Here is a 14,310-nt window from a genome sequence, read left to right on the forward strand (position 1 = left end):
ACAGCGCTTGCCGAAAGCGTTTTGCCTAGGCAGAATCCGCACCGTCCTAGGGGAGTAGTCTCCCGCGAGCACCCAGCTCGCCCGGTACGCGTCAACATACTTGGTCCACAGACCATGGCGCGTGCGACCCGCCATGCCAGCCTGCATGGAGAGATCCGCATAGACGGATCCAGGGTTTGACAAGACCTATGACACGCACACCTTACCCGGGGCGGGGAGGCTGTACGTGTCATAGCCGTGTCGACCCGCCCCCGTAGGAATCCTGATGCTGGAATCTCTGCTGGTCCCCACCGCTATCGTTGCCCTCGCCGAAATCGGCGACAAGACGCAACTGCTCGCGCTCATTCTCGCGGCTCGCTTTCGCAAACCCTGGCCGATCATCGCCGGCATCATCGCCGCCACCTTGGCCAACCATGCGGCGGCCGGTGCCGTAGGGGCGTGGTTCGGCAGTTTCTTCAGCGACTCGGCACTGCACTGGATCCTGGCCGCGAGCTTTACCGCCACAGCGCTGTGGACCCTGGTACCGGACAAGATGGATGACGACGAGAACCCGGCACGCCGCTTCGGGCCGTTCCTGACCACGCTGATTGCGTTCTTCCTGGCCGAAATCGGTGACAAGACCCAGGTTGCCACGGTGATGCTGGCAGCACAGTACCCGCACCTGATCATGGTCATCCTCGGCACCACCCTGGGCATGCTGATTGCCAACGTGCCGGTGGTTCTGGCGGGTAACTTCGCGGCAGACAAACTGCCGTTGACGCTGATTCGTCGCCTGGCGGCCACGGCGTTCTTCGTCCTGGCGATCGTGGCCGTGTACTCGGCAATGAAGGCCAGTGGCTGGGTAGGTTAAGCAGGGAAGCGGGGCCGCAAAGCGGCCCCAGGGTTCACACAGTTACGGCTTGGCCGCGGCCTGATACAGCGGCATCACCTTCGGAATTGCCGCCTGCAGCGAAGCAATGCGGCTTTCCGACGCCGGGTGAGTGCTCATGAACTCAGGCGGTGCACCCTCGGAAGCCTTGCTCATCTTGTTCCACAAGGTGATCGCGGCATTCGGGTCATAACCGGCACGCGCCGACAGCTCCAGGCCAATCAGGTCGGCCTCGTTTTCGTTGGCCCGGCTGTTGGGCAAGGTCATGGCGTAGTTCACCACGGTGTCGGCCATGGCCATGCTGCTCTGGCCGAGGCCGAAGATGGCACCGGCACCCTGGCGGGCCATTTCCACACCGTACGCCTTGGACATGGCCTCGCGGCTGTGCTCACGCAGGGCGTGGGCAATCTCGTGCCCCACCACTGCGGCAATTTCCGCATCGCTGAGCTTGAGCTGATCGATCAGGCCGGTATAGACGATGATCTTGCCGCCCGGGCCGCAGTTGGCGTTGAGTTCGTCGCTCTTGATCACGTTGACTTGCCAGTCCCACTGCGCGGCATCCGGGCGGAACTTGGGCGCCTGGGCGATCAGTCGGTTGGCAATGACCTGCACCCGCTTGGCATCGGCACTGGACTTGTCGAGCACACCCTTGCTCGAGGCCTCACCCAGGGTTTGCTGGTACGACTGGGCGTACATCTGGTTGACCTCATCGGTCGAGAGCATGCTGAACATGTACTGCTGACGCTCGACGCCAACAGCACCTCCGCTGGTGGTGTTCACCGCCTGGCAGCCGGCCAGCAGGATGCCAGCACTCAGCAGGCTGACGACAAAAGACTTACGCATGAAAACACTCCCTATCCACATGCGGCGTATCCTAGGCCGAGTCGCCATTGGCTGCCATAGCCACAGGGAAGATTTATCAAACCGGGGTGAGGCACTCCGGCGCATCCAGTTTCGGGTCATTGACGAAATTGGCCAAGGCCCGCTCACGCAACACCGCAGGCGGGCTGGCCAGCAGCTCGTGCAGGCGGGTAATTGGCGTATCCGGGTCAAGCCAGGCCGCCTGCCCGGCCTCATCCAGTATCAGCGGACGGCGCTGGTTCATGGCCGCCTGGGTCACCACCGCGCAGCTCAGCCACACCTGGTCCTGCACCGGGTAGGCTTCCCACACCGCCGCGAAGTACAGCGAGGCGCCCTCCCCCGGGGTCAACCAGTATGGGCGCTTACGCACGCTGCCCCGCCACTCGTAAAAGCCGTTGGCCGGCATCAGGCAGCGGCGCTGGCGAAATGCTTCACGAAACATCGGCTGCTCTGCCAGGGTTTCAGCGCGGGCGTGGGCCGGGGTGCGGGACAGGTCGGTGAGCCAGGCCGGGGTCAGCCCCCAGCGCGCCTTGACCAGTTGCTGCTGGCCGTCGAGCTGACGCTGGATCAGCACCGAAGCCCCGGGCGAGATATTCCATTGGGCCGGCTGACCGACGGGAAAGCCCGGCAGACTGGCAAGGGCCTGGGGCCAGCGAAACAGGGCGTAACGTCCACACATGGGCGAATTCAGAACCTAGCAGATCAAGGTACCGGGGAAACTCTCCGGTTCGTCGCCAACCAGTGGCTGGGCGTCATTGTACGCATCGATCAGTTGCCGTGCGTACTCGGCCTGCTCATCGGCCACCGCAAGCCCCAGCAGCCCTTGCAGCGGCAGCTCGCCCACACCGCCCATCAAGTCACGGCCCACCAGTTGCACGTCGACGCCCTCACTGGCCAGCATACCGACCAGCATTTCGGCTTCGAGCAGGTTTTCCGGTTCGTAGATCCGCCGCATCAGTCATTCTCACCAAAGACATCCAGCATCCACTCCTCGCCATGCACCTGCAGCACGAAACGGATAGGCTTGCAGCACACTTGGCAATCCTCGATGTACTCCTGATCGCCACCGGACAGGTCCACCGTGGTTTCGACTTCTTCGCCACAATAAGGGCAATCGTAGATCGCAGTTTCCAGCATCGCGGCCTCCGGGGTGACTTATGCGTATAATTGCCGGTCTGTTTACAGGGCCTGTGTGCGTCCGAGCCGTTTTTCGGAGCCCGCCCCTACCTATTACCCTAGCCGTTTCCAACAAGAGAGCATGATGGGCGAATTCGATGCCATCCGACCGTACGACGACGCTGAGGTCCCTGCCGTTCTGGCACGCCTGCTCAGCGACCCGGCATTCCTCGATATCCTCACCCACTTCCGCTTCCCGCGTGCGGCTGGTGCTCTCGGCTGGTTGCTCAAGCCGTTGATTGCACGCCGCCTGCGCAAGGAATTCGCCGGCGTCACCTGCGTTTCCACCCTGCAGGACAAAGTCGAGTATTACGTCGACCAGACCATCGACCGCGCCACTGACGGCGTTACCTATTCCGGCGTGGAACAACTCAAGGCCGGCACCGCCTACCTGTTCCTGGCCAACCACCGCGACATCGTCATGGACCCGGCCTTCGTCAACTACGCGGTGTACCATGCCGGCCTGCCCACGCCGCGCATCGCCATTGGCGACAACCTGCTGCAAAAGCCCTTTGTCAGCGACATGATGCGCCTGAACAAGAGCTTCATCGTGCACCGCTCGATCAGCGGCCGGCGTGAGAAGCTGGCGGCTTACCAGCTGCTTTCGGCCTATATCAACCACTCGATCCGCAACGATGCTACGTCGATCTGGATCGCCCAGGCAGAAGGCCGGGCCAAGGACGGTGACGACCGCACCGACTCGGCGATCCTCAAGATGTTCCACATGAGCCGCAAGGACGAGCCGTTCGGTGCGGTGATCCAGAGCCTGAACCTGACGCCGGTGTCGATCAGCTACGAATACGACCCGTGTGACCAGGCCAAGGCCCGCGAGCTGTACATCCGCGCCACCACCGGTACCTACAAGAAGGCGCCAGGCGAGGACGACAACAGCATCGCCAAGGGCATTACCGGCTACAAGGGCCGGGTGCACATCAACTTCGCCCCGCCAGTGACCGCATACCACGAAGACACCAAGCAGCTGGCGTCGGAAATCGACCGGCAGATTCTGGGTGGCTACCGGCTGTTCCCGGTGCATTACCTGGCGTATGCGATGTGGGATGCCAAGGATGAGGCGTTGCAGGTGCCGAGTGCCGAGAAGGTGTTCCCGACGGATGAGCTGGCAAAAGCCAAGGAAGAATGGCAGCGCCGTCTGGATGCCTGCCCTGAAGAGCAGCGGCCATACCTGGTGTTGCAGTATGCGACGCCGGTGCGTAACCAGTATCAGGTCAAGCAGCAGGCACCTGTGGCCTGAAGGATTGTCGGGGCTGCTTTGCAGCCCAATCGCGACACAAGGCCGCTCCTACAGGGGACCGCGATCTCCTGTAGGAGCGGCCTTGTGTCGCGATGGGCCGCAAAGCGGCCCCAATGGTTCTCAGACCCAGGTACTGAACCAGGACAACAGCAACGCCATCGCCAGGCACGAAAAGCCGAGAATGTAGAAATAGCGTGGCACCCGCAGGTCGAACGCGTCCACTACCCCTTCGTCCACAGCCATGTATTCGCGGGTCTCGGCCTCGCGTCGCCGTGCACTGTGCAGCAGCAAACCGCCTGGGCAGGTCAGCAGCAGCGCCAGCAGGTTGATCAACTTGGTGGGATGGGCGGCCAAAAACCCCCAGAGCACTTGCAAGGACATCACGCGACCTCGGTGTGAGCAGCGGCAAAGGCCCGCATTCTACCCAAGTCGATCTCCGGCGCCCGGTATGGGCGACAAAGTGTCATTAAATTTCATCTGTCATCCGCTCGTCATCTGAGCAGGCCACCCTGTCGGCCTTTCATGACCCGGAGCTTGTTCATGCTGCACGCCGAAAACCAGGACCGCCTCTACCTCGTTGCCCAGAGCGATGAACAACAGGCGTTGATCGATGGTTTTGCCATCAATGTGCAGGACCGCCAGTGGCTGGTCTACTGTGCGCTGGGCGGGCATGTGCATGAAGACTTGCCCGAGGTGGATACCGGGACTGGTTTCAGCTTGCTGGACTTCCACATAGCAGCAGCTTGAGCCAGCAATAAAAAAACCCGCTGCCTGGCAGCGGGTTTCTTTTATACGCCTAAACGCTTACTGGCCCAGCACCTGCCCAATGGTTGGGTCCTTGAACATGCGGGTCAAGGCATCGCTCAGCACGTCGCCCACCAGTTGGGTGTTGGTGTCCTGATTCGGCGCCATGCCGAAACGCTGGTCCAGCGAAGCACCGTAACGGCCGCTGTAGCTGCGACCGCCGTTACGTACGTCGGCACGGAAGGTGGCGCCGATGGTGGCCTCGGTCACGTACAGGTTGTCTTTCGGCGACTGATATTTCAGTTCGGCCAGGGTCACGGTCAGCTGTGGCGCGTTGTAGGCGTTTGCCGTCGGGGTGAAGCCGAGCAGGCGCACAGCGGCTTCGGCTTGAGCCTGCAGCTTGGGCACCACGTCGTTACCGCTGACGCTGATGGTGCTGGTTTCGGGGTACATGCCACCGCGAGTGCCCAGGGACTGCGATGGGCGGCCATCAACTACCCGGACCACCACTGGCTGGCCATGGCCGACCGGGGCGAGCTGGGCCTTGAGCGTGGGTTGCGGGTTGAGTTGTTGCGGGCTGTGGGCACAACCGACCAGGCTGAGGCTGGCCACGGCGATCAAACCGAACAACAGACGTTGCAACATGCGCGTTTCTCCAGAAAATGCGGCAAAGGCCCACAGTATACCTAGCCAGGCACAGACCAGTCATCGGCCAGCCTCGCTTGTCACAATCGTTTCATGGCCACGCCCTTATCCTTGCGCCAAGCCCTAACGCAAAGGACTCACTGCCATGGCCTCGCTCTGGACTCTGCTCTTCCAACGCCCGCGCCACAACGCCTACGCCCGCCTCGACGCCCAAGGCAAATGCCTGGCCTTCAAGCAATGCAGCCAGGCGCCAAGCGGCAGCGGCTGGGTCCAGGTCGGTGAAATTCAGCTGGCCTGGCTGGGCCGCGAGCTGCCCGCCGACGCCCGTGTTTGCGCGCGTGCAAGCCGCCGTTGGCATCAACGCCTCCTCGCGGCCTGACAAACGCTGCAATAAAAACCACGAATGGCGACATTTCTGCCCGCGACATCGCTATAATCTCCCCCCGATTATAAGGACGTCTCCTGATCGGGCCCCGCACTCGCCGATTGACCCCGGCAACTTCACCGCTTCGCCCACAGAGAGCCTTCCACTCAGGTCTTGCATCGGCTGTCGTGCCTGCTTTTCCGGCCCTTCACACTGCATGAACCTGCGGGTTGCCATCGCGCAGTCCCCTTTTGAGGTTCACGTCTCCAAAAGAGCGTGAAAAAACGGTTTTCACAACTTCACAAGAGTGTGGCGAGCAAATGAACAGTCTGGCATGTGCAAAAGCGGCAGATGTGTCCCGAACAGCCCTGAACAGGCGGCAAATGCGCTCATCCCGTATGAGTGTCTGAACCGTTCCATAACGCACGCACGACACCTTGACCATAAGTCGAATTGCCGCACCTGTGGCAAACGGCGTTCAATACACGAACCCGAAGACTGATTGGCGGTGTCCGCGGAAGTTGCAAGAACTGCGAAAAGTCGGACATGGCGACCCTGGCAAACCCAGGTCCTATGCTGTCAATTAGGTAGCTGTAGATTGTGGAGACGCGTTAAATGGCGCAGAACGAATCGGTTGATGTGGTACTGGTAGGCGCGGGCATCATGAGTGCCACCCTGGCCGTACTGCTCAAGGAGCTTGACCCGACCCTGAAGCTTGAGGTCGTCGAGGCGATGGACTCCGGAGCCGCGGAAAGCTCCAACCCCTGGAACAACGCAGGCACCGGCCACGCCGGCCTGTGCGAGCTGAACTACACGCCGCAGGCCGCCGATGGCAGCATCGACATCAAGAAGGCCGTGCACATCAACACCCAGTTCGAGGTTTCGCGCCAGTTCTGGGCCTACCTGAGCAAGAAGGGCAACTTCGGCTCGGCGCGTGCTTTCATCAACCCTGTCCCACACCTGAGCTACGTCGAGGGTGACAAGGGTGTTTCCTTCCTCAAGAAGCGCTTCGAGCTGCTCAAGCAGCACCACGCCTTCCATGAGATGGAATACACCGAAGACAAGGCCGTGATGAACGACTGGATGCCGCTGATGATGCCTGGCCGCCCGGCCGACCAGCACATCGCCGCTACCCGCGTGGCCAAAGGCACCGACGTGAACTTCGGGGCACTGACCAACAAGCTGCTCAAACTGCTGGGTGACTCGCCGGACGCGCAGGTCAAATACAGCAAGAAGGTTGTCGGCCTGCGCCGTAATGGCAGCGGCTGGACCGTGAGCATCAAGGACGTCAACAGCGGCGGCAGCCGTGAAGTCGACGCCCGCTTCGTCTTCCTCGGTGCTGGCGGCGCGGCCCTGCCGCTGCTGCAATTGTCCGGCATCCCGGAAAGCAAAGGCTTCGGCGGCTTCCCGGTCAGCGGCCAGTGGCTGCGCTGCGACAACCCGGAAATCGTCAAGCAGCACCAGGCCAAAGTGTACAGCCAGGCCGCCGTAGGTGCCCCGCCGATGTCGGTTCCGCACTTGGACACCCGCGTAGTGGACGGCAAGACTTCGCTGCTGTTCGGCCCCTATGCCGGCTTCACCACCAAGTTCCTCAAGCACGGTTCGCTGATGGACCTGCCGCTCTCGGTGCGCATGGGCAACATCGGCCCGATGCTGGCCGTGGCCCGCGACAACATGGACCTGACCAAGTACCTGGTCAGCGAAGTGATGCAGTCGATGGAGCAGCGCCTGGAAGCCCTGCGTCGCTTCTATCCACAGGCCAAGGCCGAAGACTGGCGCCTGGAAGTGGCTGGCCAGCGCGTGCAGATCATCAAGAAAGACCCGAAAAAAGGCGGCGTGCTGCAGTTTGGTACCGAGCTGGTCTCGGCCCAGGACGGCAGCCTGGCCGCGCTGCTCGGCGCATCGCCGGGTGCCTCGGTGACCGTGTCGATCATGCTGGAACTGATCGAGCGCTGCTTCCCCGAGCAGGCCAAGGGTGCCTGGGCTGCCAAGCTCAAAGAAATCTTCCCGGCTCGCGAGAAGACCCTGGCAACCGATGCCGCCCTGTACCACAAGATCAGCGCCGACAACGACGTGGCGCTGGAGCTGGTAGAAAGCAGCCCGGCAGCCAAGCATTACGCCTGATCCGCCCGGTAACGAAAAAACGCCCCTCGGGGCGTTTTTTTGTGGCTGGACCTTGGTCAGCCGCGGGCGTTATCGATAATCTCGATGTACTCAGGCGCATTGCGCTGGTCGGCAATCTGCTCGACGAAGGTTTTGCCGTGCTCGTCCTTGCCATCCAGGTCCAGGCCTGCTTCGACGAAGAAACCGACAAATCGCTCGAAATCGTCGACGCGCAGGCCACGGTAGGCTTTGACCAGCTTGTGCGCCGACGGCGAGGTCACACCATCGGCCGGCTCGAACTGAAGGAACGACTTGATGTAGTCGTCGCTGATTTCGTCACCGATTACCTGTTTCTTGTCTTTACGCATTGCCGACTCCAACTGGACCATCACGGAATTTCGAAGGCCGGCAGTTTACCCCCCGCAGGCTACGCGCCTCAACGCGTACGTACGGTACCGGTGTGCAGGTCGGCCCAGATGTGGCCGTTGCCGTAGGTCAGAAATTGCACGTACAGGGTTTCGTTGCGCAGCAGGTCCATGATTACGCGGTAATCGCTAACCGGGTAATTCAGGCTCAAGGTGCGGCTTTTTTCGTCATACACGGGCTTTTTAAGGCTCTTGGCGGCTTCACCGTCGAAGGTCAGCAGCACCTGAGCGATGGTCGCGCCCTTGCTCAGCGGTTTGCCCTTCAGGCGCACCTGCAACGACGAGGTGATCGGGATCGGTTGCTGGTCGGACTGGCGCTGGGCACCTACGACCACCGAATAGTCGGTCACTTGCAGCAATTGCTGGCTGGTCGGTGCTTCCTGGCGCAGGGACTGATCATCGGGTGGCAGGAACTGGCTGTGCAGTGGTGCGGCGGCGAGTGGCAGGCTGACGGCCAGCAGGAGGGGAAGAATCGCACGCATGTGAGGCTCCTTGTATGAAGGAGCACTCTAGCATGCCGGGTACAAGCAGCATCAATCGAACTGCGCAAGCATCCAGGCCTGGTATTGGGCTACGCCGTCTTCGCCTTCACGTGGCGCCCAGTGTGCATGTTCACCTTCGCCCACCGGCCGGTATGGGCCGGCCTTGCATTCGAACAGGATGCTGTCCGGCTCCAGCACCACCAACCCATGGTAGGTACCGGGCGCCAGGTCCACACCCAGACAGTCGCCACCCGCTTGCAGCACCCGCTTGTCAGTCACGGCGCCCTGCTCGTCGAAGATCAACAGGCCGAAGCGCCCCTTGAGCACGAGCAAGGTCTCCGCCTTGTCGTCGCTCAAGTGGCGGTGCGGTGGAATGTAGGTGCTCGGCTGCAGCCCGACCGCCATGCGGTGGCAGGGATCTTCCATTTCATGGAAGTTGTGGTGCTGCCGCCCACGCGGGTTGGCAGCAGCCTTTTCGGCCAGCCCGGCGAACAGCGATTGGTCGATGAACGCAGGCTGGCGCATGGTCACAGCCCCTTTACGGCGAAGATGCCGTTAGCGTTGCGCCAGTAACCTTTGTAGTCCATGCCATAGCCGAAGATGTAGCGATCGACACAAGGCAGGCCTACGTAGTTGGCTTTGAGGTCCGGGCTGGCCTTGCGGTCGTGATCCTTGTCGATCAGAACTGCGGTGTACACCGAGCGCGCGCCGGCATGCTTGCAGAACTCGATGATGGCGCTGAGGGTGTGGCCCTCGTCGAGGATGTCGTCGACGATCAGTACGTCGCGATCGATGAAAGAGACTTCCGGCTTGGCCTTCCAGAACAGCTCACCGCCGCTGGTCTGGTTGCGGTAACGAGTGGCATGCAGGTACGAGGCTTCCAGCGGGAACTGCAGGTGGGTCAGCAGTTTGCCGGAGAAGATCAGGCCGCCGTTCATCACGCAGAACACCACGGGGTTCTTGTCGTGCAGGTCCTTGCAGATTTGCTCGCCGACGTTGGCGATGGCCGCTTCGACTTCGGCTTCGGTGTACAGGCAGTCAGCTTCACGCATGACTTGACGGATATGCTCGAGATCGGCGGACATGGCGCTCTCCGGGGGGTGCATTTTGGAAAAGCGGGCAAAGGTACGCATCCGCTCGTCACAGATCAAGCATTTATGGACTAACGTCCAGAATGACCAGACGACAGCACAGGCTGAATAGATTAATCTAGCGCGGTTTTTTTGCCCGCCTTTCGGAGCCCCCCTATGCCCACTCGTGAGATCCGCCATCCGCTGATCCGCCACAAGCTCGGCCTGATGCGCCGTGCCGATATCAGCACCAAGAATTTTCGCGAACTCGCCCAGGAAGTCGGCGCGCTCCTGACGTATGAAGCCACCCAGGACCTGCCCCTCGAAACCTACGAGATCGATGGCTGGTGTGGCAAGGTCTCGGTTGAATAAATCGCCGGCAAGAAGATTACTGTAGTACCGATCCTGCGCGCCGGCATCGGCATGCTCGACGGCGTGCTCAGCCTGATCCCTGGGGCGAAGGTCAGCGCCGTCGGTGTTGCCCGTAACGAAGAAACCCTCGAAGCCCACACCTACCTGGAAAAGCTCGCGCCGGACATCAACCAGCGCCTGGCCCTGATCATCGACCCGATGCTGGCCACCGGCGGCTCGATGGTCGCCACCATCGACCTGCTTAAAAAGGCCGGCTGCAAAGAGATCCGCGCCATGGTGCTGGTCGCCGCGCCAGAAGGCATCGAAGTGGTGGAAAAAGCCCACCCGGACGTGAAGATCTACACCGCCTCGATCGACCAGCGCCTGAACGAACACGGCTACATCGTGCCGGGCCTGGGCGATGCCGGTGACAAGATCTTCGGCACCAAGCAAAAGGACGCCTGACCATGCAGGACGGCTTCAACGACCCGCTGTGGCGCCAGGTCGTTTCGGGCGCGCAGATGCTCTTCGTGGCATTCGGCGCGCTGGTGCTGATGCCCCTGATCACCGGCCTCGACCCGAACGTCGCGCTGTTCACCGCCGGCATCGGCACGCTGCTGTTCCAGCTGGTCACCGGCCGCCAGGTGCCGGTGTTCCTGGCCTCGAGCTTTGCCTTCATCACCCCGATCATCCTCGCCAAGGGCCAGTTCGGCCTGGCCGAGACCATGGGCGGCGTGATGGCTGCAGGCTTCGTGTACACCTTCATGGGCCTGATGGTAAAAATCAAAGGCACCGGCTTCATCGACCGCATGCTGCCACCGGTGGTGATCGGCCCGGTGATCATCTCCATCGGCCTGGCCATGGCGCCAATCGCCGCCAACATGGCGATGGGCAAGGGTGGCGACGGCGCGGCACTGATGCCGTACAAGACCGCCATGCTGATCTCCATGCCAGCCCTGCTGACAACCCTGGTCGTCGCCGTGTTCGGCAAAGGCATTTTCCGCCTGGTACCGATCATTTCCGGCGTACTGGTGGGCTTTGCCCTGTCATTCGCCTTTGGCGTGGTCGACACAGCCAAGATCGCCGCTGCACCGTGGCTGGAAATTCCCAATTTCACCGCACCTGCGTTCAACTGGCAGGCCATTCTGTTCATCGTACCGGTTGCCTTGGCGCCAGCGATCGAGCATATCGGCGGGGTGATCGCGGTCGGCAGCGTGACTGGCCGTGACTACCTGAAAAAACCCGGCCTGCACCGCACCCTGCTGGGTGATGGCCTGGCTACCACTGCAGCCGGCCTGTTCGGCGGCCCGCCCAACACCACCTACGCCGAAGTGACCGGCGCGGTGATGCTGACCAAGAACTACAATCCGAAGATCATGACCTGGGCGGCGATTTTCGCCATCACACTGGCATTCATCGGCAAGTTCGGCGCGCTGCTGCAGAGCATTCCGGTACCGGTGATGGGCGGTATCCTGTGCCTGCTGTTCGGCTCGATTGCGGCAGTGGGCATGAACACCATGATCCGCCACAAGATCGACCTGGCCGAAGCACGCAACCTGGTGATCGTGTCGGTGACCCTGGTGTTCGGCATCGGCGGCGTGCTGATCGGCAGTGGTGACGGCCCGGATGACTGGGGCCTGAAGGGCATCGCCCTGTGCGCCATCGTGGCTATTGCCCTGAATCTGATCCTGCCGGGCAACGATGGCTGGAAGCACAAGAAGCTGGATGACCAGTTGCCTTAAGATCCCGGGGCTGCTCTGCAGCCCTTTCGCGACACAAGGCCGCTCCTACAGGGGACCGCGATCTGCTTGTAGGAGCGGCCTTGTGTCGCGATAGGGCCGCAAAGCGGCCCCCAGCTATTCAGGCCTTTTCACACATATCCGCCAACACCCTCACCCATTCCGGGTGATCATTCAGGCACGGCACCAGCACCAGCTCTCGCCCACCCGCCTCTACAAACTGCTCGCTGCCCCGCATGCCGATTTCTTCCAGCGTTTCGATGCAATCGGCGACGAACGCCGGGCACATCACCAGCAGCTTCTTCACGCCCGCCTTGCCCAGCTCGTCCAACCGCGCCTCGGTATAGGGTTCGATCCACTTGGCCCGCCCCAACCGCGACTGGAACGACACCGACCACTTACCATCGGGTATGCCCATTTTCTGAGCAAAGGCCTTGGCTGTAGCCAGGCATTGCCCGCGGTAGCACACAGCGCGCATCTCGGCGCCGGCATCCTTGCAGCAGTCAGCTGCCTGGAAGTCGTGATTACCGGTCGGGTCCAGCTTCTTCAGGTGCCGCTCCGGCAAACCGTGGAAGCTCAGCAGCAGGTGGTCGTAATCCTGCTCCAGGTACGGCCGGGCGCTGGCAGCCAGTGCCTCGATGTAGTCAGGGTGATCGTAGAACGGCCGCAGCACGCGCATCTGCAACGGCAACCCGCGCTCACTGACCGTCTGTTTCGCCAGCTCGACCACCGTGGTCACCGTACTGTCGGCGAACTGTGGATAAAGCGGTGCCAACGTCACCTTGCGCACGCCTTGGGCGGCCAGGCGCTCCAACACTTCGGGCAAAGCCGGCTGGCCATAGCGCATGGCGATTTCCACCGGGCCATGGGGCCAGTGTTCGACCATTGCCGCCTGCAGGCGACGGGTCAGCACCACCAGTGGCGAGCCCTCCTCCCACCAGATCGAACCATAGGCATGTGCCGACTGCTCCGGGCGCTTGACCAGGATCAGTGACACCAGCAAGCGCCGCACCGGCCAAGGCAGGTCGATCACATAGGGGTCCATCAGGAACTGGTTGAGGTAGCGGCGCACATCGGCCACCGAGGTGGAGGCCGGGGAACCCAGGTTGACCAGCAGCAGGGCGTGATCGGTCATGCAGCGTCCTATGTCAGAGGCGGCTGGACAGGTTGTCCAGCGCCGATTGCAGATCGTTGAAGCGGAAGGTGAAGCCCGCCGCCAGCAAGCGCACCGGGCGCGCGCGCTGGCCGCCCAGCAGCAAGGTCGACATTTCGCCAAGGCCGGCCTTGAGCAGCAGCGCCGGTACAGGCAGCAGCGCCGGCCTATGCAGCGCACGGCCCAGCCGCCTGGCGAACTCACGGTTGCGCACCGGCTCTGGGGCGCAGGCATTATAAGGACCGCTGGCATCCTTGTGCTGCAAGAGAAAATCAATCAGGGCGACCTGGTCGTCTATATGCACCCAGGGCATCCACTGCCGCCCACCGCCCAAAGGCCCACCCAGCCCCAGTTTGAAGGGCACGCGCAGGCGCGACAAAAAGCCGCCATCGCTGGCCAGCACCAACCCGGTGCGCACCAATACCACGCGGATTCCTTGCGCTTGAGAACGCTGTGCCGTCTCTTCCCAGGCAATACACAACTGGCTGGCGAAGTCTTCCCGCACCGGTGGTGAGGCCTCGGTCAGCTCGCGTTCGCCGCCGTCACCGTACCAGCCTACCGCAGAGCCGGAAATCAGCACTTGCGGGCGCTGTTCACGGGAGCCCAGCCACGCCAGCAGCTGCTCGGTGAGGGTGACGCGGCTGGCCCACAGCACGTTGCGCCGGGCCGCCGTCCAGGGCCTATCCGCGATTGGCGCACCGGCAAGGTTGACCACCGCATCAAGATGATCGTCTGCTTCCAGTTGCTCCAGGCGGGCGATGCCACGCACGCCACTACCGCAAATGTTCGCCACCTGCTCAGGACGCCGGCTCCATACCGTGAGCCGATGCCCCTGGCCAAGCCAGTACTGGCACAGATGCTTGCCAATCAAACCGGTGCCACCTGTCAGCAATATATGCATGGCTGTGTCCTCGCAGAGTGCGGCGGTGGTCTATTTTTAACATCAAGGCACTTTTTTGACCCGACGCTCTCGGATAAACATAGGCCAACCTACCACCAAAGCGGAATAACCTTATACAAAAGTTCTGCATTGTACAGGTTTGCCTGACAGCGTAGTCTGCTCACAGCAAGGTTTGA

The 14,310-nt window shown here is 61.9% G+C and carries 18 protein-coding genes, 1 pseudogene and 1 riboswitch; of the genes and pseudogenes, 7 read left to right on the forward strand and 12 right to left on the reverse strand.

The features are described from left to right. The first annotated feature begins 37 nt into the window (after positions 1-37). Positions 38-177: riboswitch (yybP-ykoY riboswitch) on the forward strand. Between the two features lie 88 nt (positions 178-265). After that, a complete protein-coding gene (locus tag Q9451_RS26805; protein ID WP_012270512.1) occupies positions 266-850 on the forward strand; it encodes a TMEM165/GDT1 family protein in 585 nt (194 codons plus the stop codon). Between the two features lie 42 nt (positions 851-892). Here the strand turns inward: Q9451_RS26805 and Q9451_RS26810 are convergent, their stop codons facing one another. The 4 genes from Q9451_RS26810 to Q9451_RS26825 form a co-directional block, all read right to left on the reverse strand. Continuing rightward, positions 893-1,711 carry a M48 family metallopeptidase gene (locus tag Q9451_RS26810; RefSeq protein WP_012270511.1) on the reverse strand — a complete coding sequence of 273 codons (819 nt, stop codon included), beginning with the start codon at positions 1,709-1,711 and terminating at the stop codon, positions 893-895. A 76-nt stretch (positions 1,712-1,787) separates the two neighbouring features. Then, complete coding sequence (locus Q9451_RS26815) at positions 1,788-2,408, reverse strand: SOS response-associated peptidase (RefSeq protein WP_012270510.1); 621 nt, start codon at positions 2,406-2,408, stop codon at positions 1,788-1,790. A 15-nt stretch (positions 2,409-2,423) separates the two neighbouring features. Next, positions 2,424-2,684, reverse strand: a complete 261-nt coding sequence (locus Q9451_RS26820) for a DUF2007 domain-containing protein (protein ID WP_012270509.1) — start codon at positions 2,682-2,684, stop codon at positions 2,424-2,426. Then, positions 2,684-2,866, reverse strand: a complete 183-nt coding sequence (locus Q9451_RS26825; RefSeq protein WP_012270508.1) for a CPXCG motif-containing cysteine-rich protein — start codon at positions 2,864-2,866, stop codon at positions 2,684-2,686. Before Q9451_RS26825 ends, Q9451_RS26820 begins: the two co-directional genes overlap by 1 nt. 121 nt (positions 2,867-2,987) lie before the next feature. On the opposite strand from Q9451_RS26825, the gene Q9451_RS26830 reads away from it, so the two are divergent. After that, the gene (locus tag Q9451_RS26830; protein WP_171577254.1) at positions 2,988-4,157 is read left to right on the forward strand and encodes a 1-acyl-sn-glycerol-3-phosphate acyltransferase; all 1,170 of its coding nucleotides are present in this window, start codon (positions 2,988-2,990) and stop codon (positions 4,155-4,157) included. Positions 4,158-4,277: 120 nt separating this feature from the next. On the opposite strand, the gene Q9451_RS26835 is transcribed toward Q9451_RS26830, so the two are convergent. Further along, positions 4,278-4,538, reverse strand: coding sequence for a hypothetical protein (locus tag Q9451_RS26835; protein ID WP_012270506.1), 261 nt, complete (start codon positions 4,536-4,538; stop codon positions 4,278-4,280). A gap of 159 nt (positions 4,539-4,697) precedes the next feature. Between Q9451_RS26835 and Q9451_RS26840 the strand changes: the two genes are divergently transcribed. Further along, the gene (locus Q9451_RS26840) at positions 4,698-4,904 is read left to right on the forward strand and encodes a hypothetical protein (RefSeq protein WP_012270505.1); all 207 of its coding nucleotides are present in this window, start codon (positions 4,698-4,700) and stop codon (positions 4,902-4,904) included. Between the two features lie 57 nt (positions 4,905-4,961). Here the strand turns inward: Q9451_RS26840 and Q9451_RS26845 are convergent, their stop codons facing one another. Beyond that, complete coding sequence (locus Q9451_RS26845; RefSeq protein ID WP_012270504.1) at positions 4,962-5,546, reverse strand: YajG family lipoprotein; 585 nt, start codon at positions 5,544-5,546, stop codon at positions 4,962-4,964. A gap of 145 nt (positions 5,547-5,691) precedes the next feature. Here Q9451_RS26845 and Q9451_RS26850 point away from each other — a divergent pair, with 145 nt between their 5' ends. Then, the gene (locus Q9451_RS26850) at positions 5,692-5,925 is read left to right on the forward strand and encodes a hypothetical protein (RefSeq protein WP_012270503.1); all 234 of its coding nucleotides are present in this window, start codon (positions 5,692-5,694) and stop codon (positions 5,923-5,925) included. Positions 5,926-6,525: 600 nt separating this feature from the next. Next, on the forward strand, positions 6,526-8,034 hold the full coding sequence (gene mqo / locus Q9451_RS26855; RefSeq protein WP_012270502.1) for a malate dehydrogenase (quinone): 1,509 nt from the start codon (positions 6,526-6,528) through the stop codon (positions 8,032-8,034). 56 nt (positions 8,035-8,090) lie between these two features. Here the strand turns inward: mqo and Q9451_RS26860 are convergent, their stop codons facing one another. The 4 genes from Q9451_RS26860 to Q9451_RS26875 form a co-directional block, all read right to left on the reverse strand. Then, positions 8,091-8,381, reverse strand: coding sequence for a PA4642 family protein (locus Q9451_RS26860; RefSeq protein WP_012270501.1), 291 nt, complete (start codon positions 8,379-8,381; stop codon positions 8,091-8,093). A 68-nt stretch (positions 8,382-8,449) separates the two neighbouring features. Continuing rightward, positions 8,450-8,920 (reverse strand): hypothetical protein, encoded by a 471-nt coding sequence (locus Q9451_RS26865; protein WP_012270500.1) that lies wholly within the window; start codon positions 8,918-8,920, stop codon positions 8,450-8,452. 51 nt (positions 8,921-8,971) lie between these two features. Next, positions 8,972-9,445: a WbuC family cupin fold metalloprotein gene (locus Q9451_RS26870; RefSeq protein WP_012270499.1), complete on the reverse strand. Its 474-nt coding sequence runs from the start codon at positions 9,443-9,445 to the stop codon at positions 8,972-8,974. Positions 9,446-9,447: 2 nt separating this feature from the next. Continuing rightward, positions 9,448-10,005 (reverse strand): hypoxanthine-guanine phosphoribosyltransferase, encoded by a 558-nt coding sequence (locus tag Q9451_RS26875; RefSeq protein WP_012270498.1) that lies wholly within the window; start codon positions 10,003-10,005, stop codon positions 9,448-9,450. A gap of 162 nt (positions 10,006-10,167) precedes the next feature. On the opposite strand from Q9451_RS26875, the pseudogene upp reads away from it, so the two are divergent. Together upp and Q9451_RS26885 are read left to right on the forward strand one after the other, a co-directional pair. Continuing rightward, a pseudogene (gene upp, locus Q9451_RS26880) lies at positions 10,168-10,806 on the forward strand (uracil phosphoribosyltransferase). A 2-nt stretch (positions 10,807-10,808) separates the two neighbouring features. Next, positions 10,809-12,083 carry a uracil-xanthine permease family protein gene (locus tag Q9451_RS26885; RefSeq protein ID WP_012270497.1) on the forward strand — a complete coding sequence of 425 codons (1,275 nt, stop codon included), beginning with the start codon at positions 10,809-10,811 and terminating at the stop codon, positions 12,081-12,083. Positions 12,084-12,201: 118 nt separating this feature from the next. On the opposite strand, the gene hemH is transcribed toward Q9451_RS26885, so the two are convergent. After that, a complete protein-coding gene (gene hemH / locus Q9451_RS26890) occupies positions 12,202-13,215 on the reverse strand; it encodes a ferrochelatase (protein WP_012270496.1) in 1,014 nt (337 codons plus the stop codon). 13 nt (positions 13,216-13,228) lie between these two features. After that, positions 13,229-14,134 (reverse strand): TIGR01777 family oxidoreductase, encoded by a 906-nt coding sequence (locus tag Q9451_RS26895; RefSeq protein ID WP_012270495.1) that lies wholly within the window; start codon positions 14,132-14,134, stop codon positions 13,229-13,231. Between the last annotated feature and the right edge of the window lie 176 nt (positions 14,135-14,310).

This window comes from Pseudomonas sp. NY8896 (genome assembly GCF_039634505.1).

Bases quoted from the DNA above. Each gene is read 5' to 3' on its own strand.
- mqo (WP_012270502.1), top strand. From the start codon at position 6,526: ATGGCGCAGAACGAATCGGTTGATGTGGTACTGGTAGGCGCGGGCATC.
- Q9451_RS26885 (WP_012270497.1), top strand. From the start codon at position 10,809: ATGCAGGACGGCTTCAACGACCCGCTGTGGCGCCAGGTCGTTTCGGGC.
- Q9451_RS26815 (WP_012270510.1), bottom strand. From the start codon at position 2,408: ATGTGTGGACGTTACGCCCTGTTTCGCTGGCCCCAGGCCCTTGCCAGT.
- Q9451_RS26835 (WP_012270506.1), bottom strand. From the start codon at position 4,538: ATGTCCTTGCAAGTGCTCTGGGGGTTTTTGGCCGCCCATCCCACCAAG.
- Q9451_RS26865 (WP_012270500.1), bottom strand. From the start codon at position 8,920: ATGCGTGCGATTCTTCCCCTCCTGCTGGCCGTCAGCCTGCCACTCGCC.
- Q9451_RS26840 (WP_012270505.1), top strand. From the start codon at position 4,698: ATGCTGCACGCCGAAAACCAGGACCGCCTCTACCTCGTTGCCCAGAGC.
- Q9451_RS26845 (WP_012270504.1), bottom strand. From the start codon at position 5,546: ATGTTGCAACGTCTGTTGTTCGGTTTGATCGCCGTGGCCAGCCTCAGC.
- Q9451_RS26850 (WP_012270503.1), top strand. From the start codon at position 5,692: ATGGCCTCGCTCTGGACTCTGCTCTTCCAACGCCCGCGCCACAACGCC.
- Q9451_RS26860 (WP_012270501.1), bottom strand. From the start codon at position 8,381: ATGCGTAAAGACAAGAAACAGGTAATCGGTGACGAAATCAGCGACGAC.
- Q9451_RS26830 (WP_171577254.1), top strand. From the start codon at position 2,988: ATGATGGGCGAATTCGATGCCATCCGACCGTACGACGACGCTGAGGTC.
- Q9451_RS26805 (WP_012270512.1), top strand. From the start codon at position 266: ATGCTGGAATCTCTGCTGGTCCCCACCGCTATCGTTGCCCTCGCCGAA.
- Q9451_RS26820 (WP_012270509.1), bottom strand. From the start codon at position 2,684: ATGCGGCGGATCTACGAACCGGAAAACCTGCTCGAAGCCGAAATGCTG.
- hemH (WP_012270496.1), bottom strand. From the start codon at position 13,215: ATGACCGATCACGCCCTGCTGCTGGTCAACCTGGGTTCCCCGGCCTCC.
- Q9451_RS26825 (WP_012270508.1), bottom strand. From the start codon at position 2,866: ATGCTGGAAACTGCGATCTACGATTGCCCTTATTGTGGCGAAGAAGTC.
- Q9451_RS26810 (WP_012270511.1), bottom strand. From the start codon at position 1,711: ATGCGTAAGTCTTTTGTCGTCAGCCTGCTGAGTGCTGGCATCCTGCTG.
- Q9451_RS26875 (WP_012270498.1), bottom strand. From the start codon at position 10,005: ATGTCCGCCGATCTCGAGCATATCCGTCAAGTCATGCGTGAAGCTGAC.
- Q9451_RS26870 (WP_012270499.1), bottom strand. From the start codon at position 9,445: ATGCGCCAGCCTGCGTTCATCGACCAATCGCTGTTCGCCGGGCTGGCC.
- Q9451_RS26895 (WP_012270495.1), bottom strand. From the start codon at position 14,134: ATGCATATATTGCTGACAGGTGGCACCGGTTTGATTGGCAAGCATCTG.